This window comes from Cupriavidus sp. F041, from assembly GCF_057814235.1.
In genome coordinates this window covers 1,211,320-1,229,129 of record NZ_JBVASY010000001.1, presented here as the reverse complement: position 1 = coordinate 1,229,129, position 17,810 = coordinate 1,211,320, and the positions used below count along the sequence as shown (strand labels likewise).

Sequence of the window (17,810 nt, the reverse complement as noted above, 5' to 3'; positions counted from 1 at the left end):
CTCTCCATGTCGTAGGATGACTGATAACTAGCCTACGCCAAAGAATCCGAAACAAGGACCGATCCGAAAGCCCGGACCTCAAACGCGGTTCCCTCCTGACAGGACCCCCGATATGAAAGCCAACATCCTCCAGCTCAACCCGATCCTGGTCCCTGCGATCAACGACAAGCTGGATTCGCTCTACACGGTGCACCGGTTGTTCGAGCAAGCCGACAAGGATGCCTATCTGCGCGAGCACGGCGCCTCGATCCGCGCGGTCGTCACCGGCGGCCATACCGGCATCGCCAGGGCGATGATGGAGCAGCTGCCCGCGCTCGAGGTGGTGGCGGTCAACGGTGTCGGCACCGATGCGGTCGACCTCGAATACGCCCGTGCGCGCGGCCTGCCGGTTACCGGGACGTTCGGGGCGCTGACCGAGGACGTCGCCGATCTCGCCGTGGGCCTGCTGATCGCCACTTGCCGGGGCATGTGCCCGGGCGACCGGTTTATCCGCGCCGGCGACTGGGTCCGGCATCCGCAGCCAAGCGCTATCCCGCTGGCCCGCCGCGTCAGCGGCATGCGCGTGGGCATTGTCGGCATGGGCCGCGTGGGCCGTGCCATCGCGGCCCGCATGGCGGCGTTCGGCTGCCCCATCGCCTACACCGACCTCAGGGCGATGGAGGATGTCCCTCACACCTTCGTGGCCGGCCTCGTGCAACTGGCCCGCCAGAGCGATGCGCTGATTCTTGCCGCCGCCGCGGACAAGGCAGAGGGCATCGTCAATGCCGAGGTCCTCGACGCGTTGGGCAAGGATGGCTACCTGATCAACATCGCGCGCGGCCGGCTGGTCAAGGAAGACGATCTGGTCGCGGCGCTGGTTGCCGGCCGGATCGCGGGCGCCGGGCTGGATGTTTTCGTCGATGAGCCTAACGTGCCCGAAGCCCTGTTCGCGCTGGACAACGTCACGCTGCAGGCGCACCGCGCCAGCGCCACGCACCAGACGCGGGCGGCCATGGGGGAGATGGTCCTGGCAAGCATTGCCCAGGCGCTGGCTGGGCAACGGCCGGAGTTCAGCCTCACCACCTGAGCGCCGGCAGCCGCCTTCCCCCGCCCCAAAAGACAATAACCAGGATCACAGGAGACAAGATGCGAATCAAATTTCTGGCGGCCATCGCCATGGGCGTGCTCGCGTGCGGCATGGCCAGCGCGCAATCCTATCCGGCCAAGCCGATCACCATCGTGATCGGCTCCAGTCCCGGCAGCACCACGGATGGCCTGGCCCGCGCCATGGGCGCCCAGATCACCAGGGAAACCGGCCAGCCGGTCATCGTCGACAGCCGCCCCGGCGCATTCGGCGGCATCGCGGCGCAGTTCGTCGCGCGCTCGGCCCCTGACGGCTACACGCTGTTCATGACCACCAACACGACGCAGGCCGCCAATCCGCATCTGGTGAAGAACCTGCCCTACAACCCCATCAAGGACTTCGCACCGATCGGCCAGGTGGTCCAGGGCTACATGCTGATGGTCGTGAACCCCAACGTGAAGGCCAGGAGCGTATCCGAATTCATCGCACTGGCGAAGACGGAGCCGGGCAAGCTGACGTTCGGCTCCGGCTCATCGTCGGCGCGGGTTGCCACCGAGCAGTTCCAGCACATGACCGGGACCAAACTCACATATGTCCCCTACAAGGCCAATCCGCCCGCCGTGATTGACCTTGTCGCCGGACAGACCGACGTGATGATCGTCGACCTGACCACCAGCCTGCCGCAGGTCAAGGCCGGCAAGTTGCGCGCGCTCGGCGTCAGCAGCCCGCAGCGCTCGCAGCTGCTGCCCAACGTGCCGACCATCGCGGAGCAGGGCGTGGCGGGCTACGAGTCCGGCTACTGGAACGCGCTCTACGCGCCAGCGGGCACGCCGGCGCCGGTCATCAACCGGCTCAACGACCTGATGCGCAAAGCCATGGCAACCGAGTCGATCCGCCGCTTCGTGACGGAGAACGGCATGGAGGTGAAGGTGTCTTCGCCCGAGGAACTCGCCAGATTCCAGCTTGCCGAGCTGGACCGCTGGGGCAAGATCATCAAGACGGCGGGCATCCAGCCTGAATAGGAGCCAGCGGTATGTGGTGGGGTACTGCCAGGGCCGCCACCGCCTACAGCGCGTACTTCACCGTCAGGTAGAACGTGCGCTGCGGGAACGGGTGGAACAGGAAATACTTGCGGTTGTTGAGGTTGTCCACGCCCAGCGCGCCGCTCCAGTGCTTGTCGAACAGGTAGCGCACCCGCGCGTCCATGACGAAGAAGCTCTCGAAGCCTTGATAGGTGGCGGGGTTGATGTCGGTGTTGTCGACCGTCGCATAGACGCGGCTGCTGTAGCGCGCCGCCAGCGTGTAGGCCCATTTGTTGTCCGGCTGGTACGTTACCGCCAGCGTGCTGCGCCACGTCGGCACGTAGGGGACCCGCTTGCCGACCGATGTCGCGCCCGGAATGGTGGGGACGTAACTGTCGTTGGACCGTATGCGTGAATCGACGTAGGTCACATTGCCCGAGAACGACAGGCCGTGGATCAGCACGTTGTCCTGCTGGCCTGCCAGCTCCACGCCGACCTGACGTGTCTTGCCCACGTTCTGCGTAAAGGAGACCGGCGTGGCAAAGCCGGGGATCGTCGACGTTTGCGAGATCAGGGCGTTCGACACGTACTCGTTGAATACCGAGAGACGCATCTTGCCGTCGTTGGCATGGTGCTCGACGGCCAGTTCGCCGGACATGACGCGCTCCGGCTGCAGGAAGGGATTCGCCTGGACAAAAGTCGTGCCGGTCTGGATGGATTGATACAGTTCGCCGACGGTGGGGAACCGATACGCCTTGCCGAACGAGCCGGTGACCGACCACGTCTCGGTCGCGTCCCAGGTGACCGACGCCTTGGGAGAGAAGGCCGACTTGTCCACGCCGGGCTGGTTGATCGGCACCCCCACGCCATTGCTGCCCGTCGAGAAATTGAAGCCGTCATATGCGCGCCACCATTCGTAGCGGCCGCCCAGCGTGGCCTGCCAGCCCGGTGCCACGCGCCAGACGTCCTGCAGCCACAGCGCGCTGGTCTGTGTCTTGCCGAGCGAGTTGCTGAACAGCGGGCCGCTGCTGCCCGACGTCCAGTTCGTCGTCGTGTACGTAGGGCTGGAGAGCTTGAACTGATCGTAGTGCGCGCCAAAGCTGACGATGTTCGCCCCCGCGGCGCCCTGCGGCCGCCAGGTTCCCTTGAGATCGACCGTGGTCCATCCGGTCCCGCTCATGTCGGTGGCGCGGCCGGGGCCGCCGCTCTGCGCGCCCGGGTAGAGTCCGGTGGACAGGCGGCTCAGGTCCCGCAGATAGTAGAGATTGCTCAGGGTCATCTCCCAGTCGAACAGTCCCTTCGTATGGGTTTCCACCTTCAGGCTCTGCATCAGGTGCTGCTGCTCGATGTTGTTGCTCGAGAACTGGCCGGCGATGGTGTTGGCGTTGTATGAGAACCCGCCGATATTGACGCTGCCGCTCTGGGCGCCATAGAAGGGCGTGCCCGCGGTGGTGCTCAGGTAGGTCTGGGCGTTTGCCTTCGAGCTGTTCTGCCAGTAGCCCAGCGTGTAGGCAGCGCTCAGCGTCGGCGTGAAGTCATAGGCCAGCCTGACGGCGGCGTTGTCCTGCAATGTGTGGACGAAGTTGCCCGCGCCGATCACCTGGATCGCGCCGCCTGTGCGGTTGCGGTCCGCGATGGCGCCGGTGATGACCGGCAGCCCGGCGCCGGCCGGGGTCGTCGACTGGCCGACAGTACCAATGCTGAGCGGCTGGCTGAAGCTGTTGAGGTGGTTGGCATTGAACCACCACGACAGCTTGCCCACGCGGTCGCCCAGTGTGGCGCTGTATTGCTGGGCCGGCTCGTTCTCGCTGGTGCCGTATTTGCCGAAATGCTGCACGGCGCCCGTGAATTCCAGGCTGCCTTCGAAGGCCTTCGGCATGCGTGTGGTGATTTCCGTCACGGCGCCATACGAGTTGCCGGGGTAGGCCGCGGAGAAGGGGCCATACATCACGTCGATGCGATCGACTTGCTGCGGCGCCACCATGAACCACTGGGGCGACCCGTTGCCGTTGTTGTTATTGATCAGCGTGGATAGCAGGACGCCGTCGGCGTAGATCAGGCTGCGCGCACTGGCATTGATGCCGGTGGTGCGCGTGGCCATCGGCGACTGGGTGTCGCCGATGAACCGCTTGCGCACCAGCACGTCCGGCAGGTACTTGAGCATGTCTTCGGTGCCCATGACGTTGATGGTCTCGGCCGCCTGCTGTGCCGTGATGCCCTCGGTCGTTTGCGGCAGTTGATTCTTTTCGGCGAAGGAGCGGGTTTCGGTGACCTGTACCGCAGGCAGGGTCCGTTCCCCCGGCGCCGCCCCCTGGCCTGCCGCGACGGCTGGCGTTGTGCCGCTGTCCTGGGCGTGGGCGCTGCCGGCCCCCAGGATGGCAGCCGACAGCAAGGTACAGCCGCAGCTGACGAAAGCTAATGCAAATGCCGGTGACGGCAAGGCGCCACCGGCGATGCCGGCGCGAGGGTCTGGATTCATGGTGTACCGGGCAAGTCTGGAGCGGACCGTTTGCCCGCTCGTGGCATGGACGCGCGCCCGCGGAGCGGGCGGGCGATCAGGCGAAGGCGATCATGCCAGGGGTGGCGCCCGGGCCGTTGCGCGCAGGAGGCCCGGAGGCTGGTAGGCATTGCGCTGCAATGCCGGCCGCGCAAGACCAAGCTGGGTGAGGTGGGGGAGAAAGGCAAACGGCGCGTGCGGTACCGCATTGGTGTTGCCAAGATCCGCGCAGACCAGGCAGCAGAGGGCGTCGTCGAGGCTGTGATGGCTGCCGGGTGCGTCCTCACGGAGGTGCGTTTGCTCGTCGATCGGGACAACGCGCATACCGCTTGCGCTGCAGATCGTCATTTCCGCCATCTGCCCGCCCACCCGCCCGTGGGCCATCTGCGGCCACGGTGCATGCAGCACCATGCCGAGCAGCGCGAGCCACAGAATGAGTCGACGGGTGAGGGACATATTGTGTGGAGACAATGGGTGGCCGATTATAGTGGCGAGCCGCCGCCTGCAAGGGCGCTGTAGGCCTGATTCCGCTGGATCGGGGTGCGGCGCAGGGCCGCACCCGCTGCCGCTGGACAGGCATGTGCAGCACCAGGCATCGGAATCAGCCGGTGTCCTTGCATACTGTCAGCTTATGTTCCCTTGCGGCGCATTTCCCTGTGTTGTGTACGGTTCGCCACGTTTTGTGAGAGAGCGCCGTGCGATGCTGGGCACGATACAGCTCCGGCAGCGATTCACGCTGTAGCCGGAGAGGCTTGCGGCCCTGTCCCGTGCTCGCATGCCCGGCTCGATGGCGCGCTCGCCCAAAAAGTGCACCAGGTGGAGGTTGGGTCGATGGACACGCATGGCACTGACAAGGTCTTCGCCGGCTCGATTCCCGGGCTTTACGATACATACCTTGTACCGTTGATCTTCGAGCCGTACGCGCTCGACCTAGCCGGCCGCGTCGCGTCGAGGTGTCCAGGGAGCGTGCTCGAGGTAGCGGCTGGCACGGGCGTGGTGACACGCGCGCTGGCCATGGCATTGCCCGATAGCACCGCCATCGTGGCGACAGACTTGAGCCAGCCCATGCTCGATCGCGCCCAGGCTGCAGGCGTACGCCGGACCATGGTGTGGCGTCAGGCAGATGCGATGCAATTGCCGTTCGACGATGGCCAGTTCGATGTGGTCGTATGCCAGTTTGGCGTCATGTTCTTCCCCGACAAATCAAGGGCTTTCGCCGAGGCGCGCCGCGTACTGGCGCCAGGAGGCACATTTCTCTTCAACGTTTGGGATCGGATCGAAGAGAACGAGTTCGCGTATGTCGTCACAAGCGCCTTGGCTGGACTCTTTCCCGCGGCCCCTCCCGCCTTCCTGGCCCGGACGCCACACGGGTACCACGAGCGGCAGGCAATCGGGCAGCACCTGCGGCTTGGCGGCTTCCGCGCGGAACCCATGTTCGAAACCATCGCATTGCGCAGCCGTGCGGCCGCTGCCCGCCTGCCTGCGATCGCTTATTGCCAGGGAACGCCGCTGAGGCAAGAAATCGAAGCACTTGGCCCGAATGAACTATCGCGAGCCACGGACGTGTGCTCGGCGGCAATGGCAGAGAAGTTCGGGCCCGGCCCCGTCGACGGAAAGATCCAGGCGCACATCGTCACGATTGAGGCTTGAAGAACCGCCGCGCGAGGTGATCAGGTAATCCAGTTCGGTTATGCCTGCGGCCAACCCAGTTCGATGAAAACCTTGCACAGCGCTTCCATGCCCGCTGCGTCTTCGTCGTCGAAACGGCCAGCGATGGGGCTGTCCACGTCCCACACGCCGATGAGCGTGCCGTTGGCGGCGATCAGCGGGACCACGATCTCGGACTCGGAGGCGGCGTCGCAGGCGATATGGCCGGGGAATGCGTGGACGTCGCGGACGACTTGCGTGCTGCGGGTCTGGGCTGCGGTGCCGCAGACGCCTTTGCCGAGTGCGATGCGTACGCAGGCGGGTTTGCCCTGGAATGGACCGACGACCAGATCGGTGCCGTCGTAGAAGTAGAAGCCTGCCCAGTTGAGATCTTGCAAGGAGTGGAATACCAGGGCGGAGAAGTTGGCGGCGTTGGCGATGGGGTTGGATTCGTCTGCCAGTAGTGAGCGTGCTTGGGTGATGAGGTTCTGGTATTGCTCGGGTTTGGAGTTGGGGGTGGGGGTGGTGGGTTGTTGGAACATGGTTGGGTCCGATGGGCTGATTGCTGATGCTTACTTCAACTGCGACTGCAACAGATTAACGTCAAAGGCTTAAAGTCAAAGGCAGTTTCACCACCCCTTCGGGGCGGCGACCTACTTTTTTGTCTTGCCAAAAAAGTAGGCAAAAAAGGCGCGCCGGATGGGGCGACCCCCCCTCGTCGGCAGGCAAAAAGAGCGGCCGGGGGCCAAACTCACATCGCCTTAGGGCGATGCTCAGACATGGCCCCCTCTTTTCCGCTCTTTTTGCCTGCCGACGAGGCGCCCCATACGGCCTGGTACACCTTGACGGCTCGCTTCGCATCGCGGGCTGGTGTGGCCCGCCCCTCGGGCGCTACACACGGCTACATCGAATCGTGATCTGGCGATATCGCTTTTCTTTGACATCCTTCGGTCCTTCGTGGCCTTCGTTTCGGTCCTACGTTCGACGCGAACTGCCTTCGGGCATCCACTGGTTTGCTCCACGCTCCCGCTTGCGGGAGGGGCCGGGGGACAGGGCGCGCTCGCTATGCTTTGGTGCGTCCCGTGGGGCTTTTCCGGCGCTTGGGAGTTGATCCGCATCGAGCGAAGGCTGGGCGCGCGGGCGCAGTACGCCGGCACCTCCATTCTCAAGGGCCGGCCCTGATCGAACGGCGATCCGCCTGCGCAGGCGGATCGCCGCCGCCATCACGAGCCCGCCACCTTCAGCAGCACCGGATCGTTGCGATACAGGTCGGGGAACATCTGCTTCAGGTAGCCGATCTTGGGCAGGTCGTTGATGACGATATAGGGATGCGCGGGATGGTTGGTCAGGAAATTCTGGTGATAGCTTTCCGCCGGGTAGAAGGCCTTGTAGTCCTCGATGCGGGTGACGATCGGCGCCTTGAAGGCATTGGCCTTGCCCAGTTGCGCGATGTACGCCTGCGCTATGCTGCGCTGTTCGGCGCTAAGCGGGAACACCGCGGAGCGGTACTGCGTGCCGTGGTCCGGACCCTGGTAGTTGAGCTGCGTGGGATTGTGCGCGACGGAGAAGAAGACCTGCAGCAGCTTGCCATAGGTGACCTGCGCCGGGTCGAACGTGACTTGCACGGATTCCGCATGGCCGGTGTCGCCGCCGCTGACGGTCTCGTACTGCGCCGTGCCGGCCGCGCCGCCGGCATAGCCCGACGTCACCTGCTTCACGCCGCGCACGTGCTGGAACACGCCCTGCACGCCCCAGAAGCAGCCGCCCGCGAACACGGCGGTTTCGGTCTGGGCAGAAGGTGCCTTCTCGTCCAGCGCGGGTGGGGGGATCCTGACGGCGTCCTCGGCGGAGTTCGCCGCGCGCTGCCAGGCCAGCATGCCAGCGGCCAGCATGACGAGGCCCGCGAGCCTGGTGGTGGACGAGCGCGTCCACCAGGAGGAGGCGCCGGCTGAAGAGTTCGTGGTCATGATTGCCTGTCCTTGAATATTGCCGTTGGTGATGCTGTTGATGCTGTCTGTTGCCGGTGCGCGCATCAGCCGAAGGTGAATGCGTAGGCTTCGACACCGGCGTCGAGGAATTCGATGGCAAAGGTGCGGTCGGCGACCTTGCCGTTTTGCCGCACCAGTTGATACAGCCGCTGCTCCGTGACCGTGCCGCTGCCATCCGCCGCCACGTCGGTGCCGTGCGCGTCGCCCGGCGCGGCGCCGTCGATCGTGACGCGGAAGCGCACCGGCTTGCCGTCCTGGCCCGGCCCCAGCACCAGGTGCAGGTCGCGCGCATGGAAGCGGTAGACGATACGCCCGGACGCGCCGGCCAGCGTCGCGTGCTCGGCCCCGACCTTCCAGGTGCCGGCCAGGCCCCAGTCGTTGAGCGCGGTTTGCGCGGGTGCGGTGTAAGTGTGCGCCTTGTCTTGCGCCTCGCCGCCCGGTGACGCAAAGTTCTCCGCCCGCTCGTAGCCGAGATAGGTTTCGCCGGACTGAATCTCCGCCTTGTCGGCAGCCATCTGCACGCCTTGCGCGCCGGCGGGGCCCAGCCCCGTGGCCACCTTTGCCGCGCCGGCGTGGCCGGCTTCCGCCAGCAGTTGCTGGATCACCTGCTCGGATTTCGCGTACTCGCCCTCGCCAAAGTGGTGGAAGCGGATCTGCCCCTGCGCATCGATGAAATAGTGCGCCGGCCAATACTGGTTGTTGAAGGCGCGCCAGATCGCGTAGTTGTTGTCGACCGCGACGGGGTAGTCGATGCCAAGGTCGCGCGTGGCCTTCTTCACGTTATCGATATTCCGCTCGAAGGCAAACTCCGGCGCGTGCACGCCGATCACCACCAGCCCCTGGTCGCGGTACTTCTCTGCCCACGCTTTCACGTACGGCAGGGTGCGCAGGCAGTTGATGCAGGAGTAGGTCCAGAAATCCACCAGTACCACCTTGCCGCGCAAGCCTTCCGCCGTGAGCGGGGGAGAGTTCAGCCACTGCACGGCTCCCGTCAGCGCCGGCAGCTGGCCTTCCACGGGCAGCGCTGCCGGGCCGCCGAGCGCCGCGCGCATCATCGCGCCGGACGATGCGGTCATCGCCGCGCCGGCTTGCGCGTCCTGCGCGGGCGCGGGCCTTGCCGACAGCCGGTCGACCAGGTGCTGCTCGATCCCGCCGGTGGCCACGGTCGACACGCGCGCCAGCACGCCGGTGTCCAGCCCCAGCGCAATGGCGGCCACGCCGAGCAGCATGGCGGCGCCGATCCCGCGCCGGACCCATTCGCCCGCGCCCAGCGAACGCTTCATCGCGGTAAAGACCCGGCCGCCAATCAGCAACGCCACCGCCAGCGACGTGGCCGCGCCGGCGGCGTAGGCTACCAGCAGCAGCGTGGTGCCGACGCTGGCGCCGCGCAGCGCGGCCCCGGTCAGCACCAGGCCCAGGATCGGGCCGGCGCAGGGTGCCCACAGCAAACCGGTGGCGATGCCCAGCAGGAACGACGAGCCCGGCCGGACTTGCTGGCCATCGGCCTGGGCAAACGCGGAGAGCCGGCTGCCGGCGCTGACCAGCGGGTGCATCAGCCGGTCCGCCAGGCGCGGCAGCAGCAGCGTGAGGCCGAATACGGCAAGCAGCGCAATCGCCAGCCAGCGTCCGTACTGGTTGGCCTGCGTCACCCATCCACCGCCGACGGCGGCCAGCGTTGCCACGCCTGCGAAAGTCAGCGCCATGCCGGCCAGCAGCGGCAGGCCGCTGCGCACGAATGGCTGGTCGGCCCGCGAAAACACGAAGGGCAGGACGGGCAGGATGCACGGGCTCAGGATGGTGAGCGCACCGCCCAGATAGGCAAGGACGAGGAGGAGCATGGAATCTTCGCGGTTGGGGTTGGAGGCCCGGATGCCCGGGGGCTCAGGCGGCTTGCGGCTTGAACGCCATTGCCAGGCCGTTCATGCAGTAGCGCAGCCCGGTTGGCTTGGGGCCGTCGTCGAACAGGTGGCCCAGGTGGCCGCCGCAACGGCGGCAGTGCACTTCCGTGCGCGACATGCCGAAGGAGCGGTCCGTGCGCGTGCCGACCGCGTTGTCGAGCGGTGCCCAGAAGCTGGGCCAGCCGGTGCGGCTGTCGAATTTAGTGCGCGACGAGAAGAGATCCAGCTGGCACCCCGCGCAGGCGAAGATGCCGGCACGATGCTCGTCGTTCAGCGGGCTGCTGTAGGGCCGCTCCGTGCCTTCCTGCCGCAGCACGTTGTACTGGGCCGGCGTCAGCACCTGGCGCCATTGCTCGTCGGAGCGGACCACCTCGAAGGTTTCGGCGGGCTTGCCCGCGCCCGGCTGCCCGGCCGCCAGCGCCCGCCAGCCGCTGGCGGCTGCGAGTGCCGCCATGGCGGCACTCCCCGATACCAAAAAGCGCCTTCTGCTTCCCATGATGTGCTCCTGGCCTTGATTGGCAGGCCGCTGCGGCCGCCCGTTGCTGATCGTTGGCGCATCGTAGGCCTGGCGCAATCCCGAAGTCCTCACGAAAGGTTAAATTAATTGTGATAACTCAAAGCCTCGAAATTTTGCACAATAGTCAGGCCGGCGCACTTGCCGCGGCTGCCCTGCCAGGCGCGAGCGGGATCGCGCCCCGAGGCCAGAACCGGATCACCTCAAACGGATCACCTCAAACGGATCACCCCAAGTGGATCACCCCAAGCGCATCCTGATTGTCGAAGACGACGTCGACATCGCCAATATCCTCAGCCTGCACCTGCGCGACGAGCGCTATGACGTCGTGCACAGCGCCGACGGCAACGAGGGCTTGCGCCTGCTGGAGCAGGGCAACTGGGACGCGCTGATCCTTGACCTGATGCTGCCCGGCGTCGATGGCCTCGAGATCTGCCGGCGCGCCCGCGCCATGGCGCGCTACACGCCGATCATCATCACCAGCGCGCGGTCCAGCGAGGTGCACCGCATCCTCGGCCTGGAACTCGGCGCCGACGACTACCTCGCCAAGCCGTTCTCGGTGCTTGAACTGGTGGCGCGCGTGAAGGCGCTGCTACGGCGGGTGGATGCGATGGCAAAGGATCTGCGGATCGACGCTGGCAGCCTGGAGCTTGGCGGCCTCTCGATCGATCCGCTGACGCGCGAGGCCACCGTGGACGGCCGGCGCATCGAGCTGACGCCGCGCGAGTTCGACCTGTTGTATTTCTTCGCCCGGCATCCGGGCAAGGTGTTCTCGCGCATGGACCTGCTGAATGCCGTCTGGGGCTACCAGCACGAGGGCTACGAACATACGGTCAATACCCATATCAACCGGCTGCGCACCAAGATCGAAGCCGATCCGGCGCAACCCAGCCGCATCCTGACCGTCTGGGGGCATGGCTACAAGCTCGCGGCGGGACCCGCGGCGGCGCAGGGGGATGCGCCGTGAACCTCGGCCTGAACCTGAGCCGGCGCCTCACCCTGACGCAGCGGCTGTCGCTTGTTTTCTCCGTGCTGCTGCTGGCCTGCTGCGGCGCCTCCGCCTGGCTGCAGGTCCGCTCGAACGACATGCGCGAGAAAGAGGTCATCCAGGACCTGTCGCGCGGGCTTGCCGGACACATCGCGCGCAACGCGTCGCTGATGGATGCGAACGGGCTGAAGCCGGATGCCTTGCGCCGCTTGTTCGGCCAGTTGATGGTGGTGAACCCGAGCGTGGAGGTGTACCTGCTGGACAGCCAGGGGCGCATCCAGGGACACGACGCGCCGGCCGGCCACCTGCAGCGCGGGCAGGTGGACCTCAAACCGGTGCAACGCCTGCTGGCCGGCGAGCCGCTGCCCATCCTCGGCGACGACCCGCGCAGCGCGGGCGGGCGCAAGGTGTTCAGCGCGGCGCCGCTGCGCGCGGGCGGCGGCGAGCCCTCCGGCTATATCTACGTGGTGCTGCTGGGCGAGGCGCATGACGAACTGGCGGCGAGGGCGTCGGCCAACTCGGTGCTGCGCACGACCTTATGGTCGATGGGGCTGGTGGCGCTGCTGGGGCTGTTCGCGGGCCTGATGGCGTTCGGGCTGATCACCCGGCCGCTGCGCCGCCTGACCGAAGCGATGCGCCGCTTCGATGCCGACGCCGCGCCGCCCGCGCAGCCGCGCGTGCCGCGCTCGCCGTCCGCCAACGCCCGCGATGAAATCGTCGCGCTGGAGGCGGCGTTCGCGCAGATGGCGGACCGCATCGCCGAGCAATGGCGCGCGCTGACCAAGCAGGACCAGGAGCGGCGCGAACTCGTCGCCAACATCTCCCACGATCTGCGTACGCCGCTGGCCTCGCTGCATGGCTACCTGGAGACGCTGTCGCTCAAGGCCGACAAGCTCAGCGAAGCCGAACGCAGGCGCTATCTGTCCATTGCGCTCGCGCAAAGCCTCAAGGTGGGCCGCCTGGCGCAATCGCTCTTCGAGCTGGCCCGGCTCGAGCACGGCATCGTCCAGCCGGCGCTGGAGGATTTTTCACTGGTGGACCTGATACAGGATGTCTTCCAGAAGTTCGAATTGCCTGCCGAAGCGCGGCACCTGCGGCTGCGCGCGGGCATCCCGCAGCGGCTGCCCGCTGTCACGGCCGACCTCGGCATGATCGAGCGCGTGCTGACCAACCTGCTCGACAACGCCATCCGCCATACGCCCGCCGAAGGCGCCATCGACGTCGACCTGGCCCTGCGCGAGGGCAAAGTGTCGGTCACCGTCAGCGATACCGGCCCCGGGATTCCGCCGGAACTGCGCGACAGCCTGTTCCAGCGGCCGTTCAGTTCCGGCGGCGCGCATCGCGGCGGCGGCCTGGGCTTGCTGATCGTCCAGCGCATGCTGCAGTTGCATCACAGCCAGATCCGGCTGGTGGAAAGGGCTGGCAGGGGGACGGTGTTTTGCTTCGAGCTGCCGGTGTCTGGTGGCGCATCCCGCTGAAGGGGCGGAGCTCAGCCCGCGGCCTGGCCGGCAAAGCTGCCCTCATCCACCATCGTCAGGAAGACCTTCGGCTGACGCAGCGCCGGTGTACCGGGATTGGATCGCCGCCGGGTGCGATTTCACGCTACGCGGCCGTTGCCGGCCGGACGGAATGCGCGCATCGGAAACGCCAGCACGAAGATCAGCGCGGCCAGCACCAGCGCGGCGCTCAGGATGTACAGGCTATAGGCAAAGCCGCCTGTCACCGCCTTGATCGCGCCGACCATGACCGGTGCGACCAGGCCGGCGCTGCCGCCGATCGTACTGATCATGGCGATGCCGCCGGCCGCGCCGCGGTTCGCCAGGATACTGCCGGGAACGGTCCACAGGATCGTGAAGGCGCTGGCAACGCCCGCCGACGACAGCGCCAGGCAAAACACCGCGGCAAGCGGGCTGTGCATGAACATCGTGGTGAGCGACAAGCCGAGCGCGCCAACCAGCGCCGCCACGGCGAAATGCCAGCGGCGCTCCCCGGTGCGGTCCGAATGGCGTCCCACGGCGATGGAGGCCACGATGCCGGCGACCGCCGGCACCACTGCGTAGAAACCCACCTGCAGCACGCTCAGCCCCATCATCTTCAGCAACGTCGGTTGCCAGAAAGACAAGGCATAGATGCCCAGGATGACCAGGAAGGAGATCAGGCCGAGCAGCCACATGCGCCCGTCGCGCATCGCGGCGCCGAAGCCGTGGCTGGTGCGGTTGCCATTCGTGGCCTGGTCCTCTTCGAGCAGGCGGGCTACCCGCTGCTGTTCCGGGGCGGTCAGCCACCTTGCCCGGGCGGGCCCGTCCGCCAGCAGGAAGAAGGCCAGGATGCCCAGCAGCACGCTCGGGATGCCCTCCAGCAGGAAGAGCCACTGCCATCCCCGCAAGGACCACGTGCCGTTGAGAAAGGTCATCACCAGTCCGGCCAGCGGGCCCGCGACGATCGGCGCGGCGCCGTAAGCCATGAAAAACAGCGCCGTGGCCTGCGCCCGCCGCCGCGACGGGTACCACAGCGTGAAGTAGAACAGCACGCCCGGCGCGAAGCCGGCTTCCAGCACCCCGATCAGGAACCGCAGCGCATAGAACTGCGTGGGCGTGCTGACAAAGATCATGGCCGCCGACGCCAGCCCCCACAGGCCCATGATGCGCAGCAGCGTGGCCCGCACGCCGATCTTCGCCAGCATCAGGTTGCTGGGGACCTCGAACAGCGCATAGCCGAGGAAGAAGATGCTGGCTCCCAGGCCGAACACGGCATCGCTGAAGCCGAGATCCTCGCGCATCTGCAACTGCGCGTAGCCGACGTTGGTCCGGTCCAGGTAGTTGAAAACGTAGCAGATGCAAAGCAGGGGAAGCAGCCGCCAGGTGATCTTGCGGAACAGTTCGCTGTCGCTGGCCGGATCGCCGGCCACCATGCTGGCCGGCTTTGTCAGGGTGATAGTATTCATTGCGCGGCGCTCCTGTCTTCCTGGAGCGCGGCAGTCTTTGCGCCTGCCAGTTCGCCGAATGCGGTCTCGCCCCACAGGTGGCTGGATGGCGCGCCGGGGAACAGCCAGTACGGCGTGCACTCGGACGAAGGCACGACATTGCTGAACGGATGGGCGTCCGAAGTGCCCGCGATGGTCTTCTCGAGCACCATCGACAGGTACTGGTCGTTGCTGCCCTCCTGGGTATTGCCGTTCAGGATCACTTCCGCGCCGGTGGCGCGGGCAAAGCGCCGGATGCCGTTGTGGCACGAGTTCGCTGGCGCCCAGCTATCCGCCGAGACGCCGTTTTCGCTGCTGACGCGGATGCCGTCTGGCGTGCGGTACACCAGCGAGTGGTTGCCTTCCGTATGCCCTGGCGTATGCACGAGTGCCAGGCCGCGCCCCAGGCGCAGGCTGCCGTTGAAGGCGACGATGCGTTCCGGCTGCACGCCCGCCAGGCCATTGGGACAGTACCAGTCGGCCTGTACTGGTAGCAGCCCGTGCACGCTGGCCAGTTCTTGCTGGTGCACCAGCAACCTGGCGTTCGGCAACAGCCCGGCGTGGCCATTGCCGCCGAGCCAGCGGCGCACGTCCTGCGTGTGCAGGTGATCGTAGGTGATGTAGTCGATCTGCTCCGGCGCCACGCCGCAGCGCTCGAGCGCCTGCGGCACCGTGGCATAGACGGGCGCGATGGTGCCATGCAGGAATTGCGGCGTGCGCGCGCCCATGCGCTTGAAGTAAGGCGTCTCGGCGCCCGCCTCGAAGTCCGCCGGGGTGAACAACAGCGTGCGCAACTGTCCCGCGAAGTCCTCGTACTGGATCAAGGTCATGCGCGATAACAGGTGGATCAGGTGCGGCTTGAGCATCTGCTGCGAGTACACGCCGTTGAACGCATACCAGGCAGGGTACGGGACCCGCAAAAGGTTGAAGCTGCGCGCGAACCGTACCGGCGGCGCCTCCAGGAACTGTTCGCGGAACTGCTGCCCCGCGCGGCGCAGCGCGCGCAAGCGGTCCTGCGGCGCGGGCGCGCCGCGGGCACCGTCGAAATCGGAGAGCGGCAACGGGCCGGACGGATCGGGTTCACGTTTCATGCGGTGTCTCCTGTGGTCTTTGCTTTATCGCTTTTTGTTTGTTCTCTTTCCCCGCCAGCGTGGCAATGTTCAATAAGCAGGTTCGGCCTGGCGCGCCTCCGGCTGTCCCAGCAGGCCGCCGATCAGCCTGGGCAGCATCTCGGGCGGCGTTCCGGCCAGCAGCTGACGCATCATCGTCAGCGTGTCGAAATACACGCGTTCGCAAACCAGCCGCTCGTCTTCGAAGATGAACAGCGCGATCATGCGGCAACGAAAGGCCTTGCCTGTCGGCGGCAGGCCACGCAGCGGACCGCGGTGCGTGCCAAGCAGCCAGAACTCGACGATGACGGAATCGTCCGTGTGACGAAGCTGGATGATCTCGTGCCGTTGGTCGGGGAAGGCCTTGCGGCTGTCGATGTAGTACTGGCGCACGGTATCGGTGCCGTCGTGCACTTCGCCGCTCGGGATCAGCTCATAGTGCGGATGCGGAAAGGTAGCGAGCACCGCGTCGAAATCCTGCCGCGTTTCGTCGGCAAAGTGGTCAAGCACAAGGCGTTCGCGGTGTGCCTTGAGATCGGAGGAAATGGTCATCTTGTAGCTCCATGCGGGGCAATCTGCGGATCGGTTGCGGCCGGTGCCGCCATCCGTTGCCTGGAGCGATTATCTGCAGCGCACCGGGGGAAGACTGTCGCGGCTTGGCAGTTGCGGATCCGGATAAACCCCGTGGCGGGGTTGATGAGTCCCGGGCGGCGGGCCGGCGGCTACGCGTCCGCCGCTTCCTGCGCCGGCATGCCCATGCGCGTCGTCAGCTCGACAAAGCTGGCTACGCTCGCGGTTCGCAAGGGGTAGTAGGCAACCTCGTGACGGTCGCAGACGCGCTTGAGCATGCTCATCGAGTCATGGTCGATGCAGTCGACGGGAAATACCACCATGTCCGCGCGCGCCACGGTGGCAGCCAGCAGGCCCTTGCGGTCCTCGATGCCGCCGTCGTGCACGACGAACTGGCCGCCGGTGGATTCCACCAGCGATTTCAGCGCGTTGTTGGAGCCGGGCCGCCCGCCGACGTAGACGATGCGTTTCCCCTGCAACTGGCGCAGCCCGGGATGGCGCGCTTCGCCTTGCGGGGCGGCGGGAAACATGGCGCGTTCCATGGCCTCCGACTCGGCGCGGCGGATCTTCAGCTGGGCCAGGGCATCGTCGAGCTGCGCGCGCACGGCCTGCGCCTCCTGGTGTTCGCGCATGGCGCGCTGCTCCGCGGCTTCGCGGCGGCTTGCCTGCAGCGCGAGGTCTTTATCGCGGGCGGCCAACGTATCGCGCAGCGTCCGCAACTCAGCGTCCGTATCGCACGGACGCTCAACAGGCTGAGATGCTCGCGCATCTGGCGGATCGCCGCTTCGTGCCGCGCGCCCGCTTCCTGCAAACGTTCCTGCTGGCGTTCGAGTTTGTCGCGCAGCGCGGCGTTATCTTCCTCCAGTGCGATCAGCCGGCGGATGTCGGCACGGTTCGCGGCGCCCACCAGATGCGACAGCATATGCACCTCGCCGAACGCTGCCTGGCGTACCGCGGTGGTGGCGTCGGGATGTGTCATCACCGCCCAGTAGGCCGGCGGGATATCGCCGCAGCGTACGGCGTCTTCCCACAGCTTCAGCACGGCATCCGCATCCCGGGCGGCACCGAAGCGGCGCAAGGCATGGGCATGGCGCTCGTCCAGCGCTTTCTGGAGGGCCTTGCAGCCCTCGCCGCCGCCGCTGGAAAGCCTGACCGCTTCGTGGTGAATCTCGAGGTCCGTGGCGCGTTGCCGGTCCAGCGAGGTAAAGCGCGGCACCAGCTTGCGCAGCTCGCTGGTCGTCATGCAGGTGCCAATCACCGAGCAATGCAGATGAGAATCCAGCTCCGCCAGGCGAACGCGCCGCCGGCCGGCGCGGCTCTGCGGTTCGGCCGGCGTGCAGCATCCGGCCGCCGGCGATGGCTTGTCGCCAAGGGCGGCGCCGATGCCGTTCGCGCGTGCAAGGCGAAACGGGGGCGTGTGCATGCGTACCTCGCGTCGGAGAAGAACTGGCGGGAGCGGGCATTGCCGTGCCGCGACGCAGCGCAGCCCCGATTTCCCTTGCCGGTCATCGAAATATACCATTGAATATAACGGTGCGTAGTTCCGGCGAGT

General features: G+C 66.5%; 16 protein-coding genes. 5 read left to right on the top strand and 11 right to left on the bottom strand.

Annotation, left to right across the window (positions count from 1 at the left end; all coding sequences use genetic code 11):
• Positions 1–112 precede the first annotated feature (112 nt).
• Both ACZY0R_RS05655 and ACZY0R_RS05650 read left to right on the top strand, forming a co-directional pair.
• Positions 113–1,066, top strand: coding sequence for a 2-hydroxyacid dehydrogenase (locus tag ACZY0R_RS05655; RefSeq protein WP_488857516.1), 954 nt, complete (start codon positions 113–115; stop codon positions 1,064–1,066).
• A 59-nt stretch (positions 1,067–1,125) separates the two neighbouring features.
• Positions 1,126–2,085, top strand: a complete 960-nt coding sequence (locus ACZY0R_RS05650) for a Bug family tripartite tricarboxylate transporter substrate binding protein (RefSeq protein ID WP_488857515.1) — start codon at positions 1,126–1,128, stop codon at positions 2,083–2,085.
• Between the two features lie 43 nt (positions 2,086–2,128).
• Here the strand turns inward: ACZY0R_RS05650 and ACZY0R_RS05645 are convergent, their stop codons facing one another.
• Positions 2,129–4,564, bottom strand: coding sequence for a TonB-dependent receptor (locus tag ACZY0R_RS05645; protein WP_488857514.1), 2,436 nt, complete (start codon positions 4,562–4,564; stop codon positions 2,129–2,131).
• 90 nt (positions 4,565–4,654) lie between these two features.
• Positions 4,655–5,038, bottom strand: a complete 384-nt coding sequence (locus tag ACZY0R_RS05640; RefSeq protein ID WP_488857513.1) for a DUF2946 family protein — start codon at positions 5,036–5,038, stop codon at positions 4,655–4,657.
• A gap of 375 nt (positions 5,039–5,413) precedes the next feature.
• On the opposite strand from ACZY0R_RS05640, the gene ACZY0R_RS05635 reads away from it, so the two are divergent.
• Positions 5,414–6,232 carry a class I SAM-dependent methyltransferase gene (locus tag ACZY0R_RS05635; RefSeq protein WP_488857512.1) on the top strand — a complete coding sequence of 273 codons (819 nt, stop codon included), beginning with the start codon at positions 5,414–5,416 and terminating at the stop codon, positions 6,230–6,232.
• Between the two features lie 38 nt (positions 6,233–6,270).
• On the opposite strand, the gene ACZY0R_RS05630 is transcribed toward ACZY0R_RS05635, so the two are convergent.
• The 4 genes from ACZY0R_RS05630 to msrB all read right to left on the bottom strand — a co-directional run bounded on the left by ACZY0R_RS05630 (position 6,271) and on the right by msrB (position 10,611).
• Positions 6,271–6,771, bottom strand: a complete 501-nt coding sequence (locus ACZY0R_RS05630) for a GAF domain-containing protein (protein WP_488857511.1) — start codon at positions 6,769–6,771, stop codon at positions 6,271–6,273.
• Between the two features lie 681 nt (positions 6,772–7,452).
• Entirely contained in the window at positions 7,453–8,196 is a 744-nt protein-coding gene (gene msrA, locus ACZY0R_RS05625) for a peptide-methionine (S)-S-oxide reductase MsrA (protein ID WP_488857510.1), read from the bottom strand.
• 65 nt (positions 8,197–8,261) lie between these two features.
• The gene (locus ACZY0R_RS05620) at positions 8,262–10,055 is read right to left on the bottom strand and encodes a cytochrome c biogenesis protein DipZ (protein WP_488857509.1); all 1,794 of its coding nucleotides are present in this window, start codon (positions 10,053–10,055) and stop codon (positions 8,262–8,264) included.
• Between the two features lie 43 nt (positions 10,056–10,098).
• The gene (msrB, locus tag ACZY0R_RS05615) at positions 10,099–10,611 is read right to left on the bottom strand and encodes a peptide-methionine (R)-S-oxide reductase MsrB (protein WP_488857508.1); all 513 of its coding nucleotides are present in this window, start codon (positions 10,609–10,611) and stop codon (positions 10,099–10,101) included.
• A gap of 253 nt (positions 10,612–10,864) precedes the next feature.
• On the opposite strand from msrB, the gene ACZY0R_RS05610 reads away from it, so the two are divergent.
• Positions 10,865–11,596 (top strand): response regulator transcription factor, encoded by a 732-nt coding sequence (locus ACZY0R_RS05610; protein ID WP_441626030.1) that lies wholly within the window; start codon positions 10,865–10,867, stop codon positions 11,594–11,596.
• A complete protein-coding gene (locus ACZY0R_RS05605; protein WP_488857507.1) occupies positions 11,593–13,095 on the top strand; it encodes a sensor histidine kinase in 1,503 nt (500 codons plus the stop codon). Before ACZY0R_RS05610 ends, ACZY0R_RS05605 begins: the two co-directional genes overlap by 4 nt.
• 119 nt (positions 13,096–13,214) lie before the next feature.
• Here the strand turns inward: ACZY0R_RS05605 and ACZY0R_RS05600 are convergent, their stop codons facing one another.
• The 5 genes from ACZY0R_RS05600 to ACZY0R_RS05580 form a co-directional block, all read right to left on the bottom strand.
• The gene (locus ACZY0R_RS05600) at positions 13,215–14,561 is read right to left on the bottom strand and encodes an MFS transporter (protein WP_488857506.1); all 1,347 of its coding nucleotides are present in this window, start codon (positions 14,559–14,561) and stop codon (positions 13,215–13,217) included.
• Positions 14,558–15,670, bottom strand: coding sequence for an MBL fold metallo-hydrolase (locus tag ACZY0R_RS05595; RefSeq protein ID WP_488857505.1), 1,113 nt, complete (start codon positions 15,668–15,670; stop codon positions 14,558–14,560). Before ACZY0R_RS05595 ends, ACZY0R_RS05600 begins: the two co-directional genes overlap by 4 nt.
• 69 nt (positions 15,671–15,739) lie before the next feature.
• Positions 15,740–16,240 (bottom strand): ester cyclase, encoded by a 501-nt coding sequence (locus tag ACZY0R_RS05590; protein ID WP_488857504.1) that lies wholly within the window; start codon positions 16,238–16,240, stop codon positions 15,740–15,742.
• Between the two features lie 170 nt (positions 16,241–16,410).
• Positions 16,411–16,890: a DUF2325 domain-containing protein gene (locus ACZY0R_RS05585; protein ID WP_488857503.1), complete on the bottom strand. Its 480-nt coding sequence runs from the start codon at positions 16,888–16,890 to the stop codon at positions 16,411–16,413.
• Positions 16,827–17,681, bottom strand: a complete 855-nt coding sequence (locus tag ACZY0R_RS05580; RefSeq protein ID WP_488857502.1) for a hypothetical protein — start codon at positions 17,679–17,681, stop codon at positions 16,827–16,829. Before ACZY0R_RS05580 ends, ACZY0R_RS05585 begins: the two co-directional genes overlap by 64 nt.
• Positions 17,682–17,810 lie beyond the last annotated feature (129 nt).

Coding starts and splice junctions, on each gene's coding strand:
- ACZY0R_RS05655 (WP_488857516.1), top strand. CDS start 113: ATGAAAGCCAACATCCTCCAGCTCAACCCGATCCTGGTCCCTGCGATC.
- ACZY0R_RS05650 (WP_488857515.1), top strand. CDS start 1,126: ATGCGAATCAAATTTCTGGCGGCCATCGCCATGGGCGTGCTCGCGTGC.
- ACZY0R_RS05645 (WP_488857514.1), bottom strand. CDS start 4,564: ATGAATCCAGACCCTCGCGCCGGCATCGCCGGTGGCGCCTTGCCGTCA.
- ACZY0R_RS05640 (WP_488857513.1), bottom strand. CDS start 5,038: ATGTCCCTCACCCGTCGACTCATTCTGTGGCTCGCGCTGCTCGGCATG.
- ACZY0R_RS05635 (WP_488857512.1), top strand. CDS start 5,414: ATGGACACGCATGGCACTGACAAGGTCTTCGCCGGCTCGATTCCCGGG.
- ACZY0R_RS05630 (WP_488857511.1), bottom strand. CDS start 6,771: ATGTTCCAACAACCCACCACCCCCACCCCCAACTCCAAACCCGAGCAA.
- msrA (WP_488857510.1), bottom strand. CDS start 8,196: ATGACCACGAACTCTTCAGCCGGCGCCTCCTCCTGGTGGACGCGCTCG.
- ACZY0R_RS05620 (WP_488857509.1), bottom strand. CDS start 10,055: ATGCTCCTCCTCGTCCTTGCCTATCTGGGCGGTGCGCTCACCATCCTG.
- msrB (WP_488857508.1), bottom strand. CDS start 10,611: ATGGGAAGCAGAAGGCGCTTTTTGGTATCGGGGAGTGCCGCCATGGCG.
- ACZY0R_RS05600 (WP_488857506.1), bottom strand. CDS start 14,561: ATGAATACTATCACCCTGACAAAGCCGGCCAGCATGGTGGCCGGCGAT.
- ACZY0R_RS05595 (WP_488857505.1), bottom strand. CDS start 15,670: ATGAAACGTGAACCCGATCCGTCCGGCCCGTTGCCGCTCTCCGATTTC.
- ACZY0R_RS05590 (WP_488857504.1), bottom strand. CDS start 16,240: ATGACCATTTCCTCCGATCTCAAGGCACACCGCGAACGCCTTGTGCTT.
- ACZY0R_RS05585 (WP_488857503.1), bottom strand. CDS start 16,890: ATGCGCGAACACCAGGAGGCGCAGGCCGTGCGCGCGCAGCTCGACGAT.
- ACZY0R_RS05580 (WP_488857502.1), bottom strand. CDS start 17,681: ATGCACACGCCCCCGTTTCGCCTTGCACGCGCGAACGGCATCGGCGCC.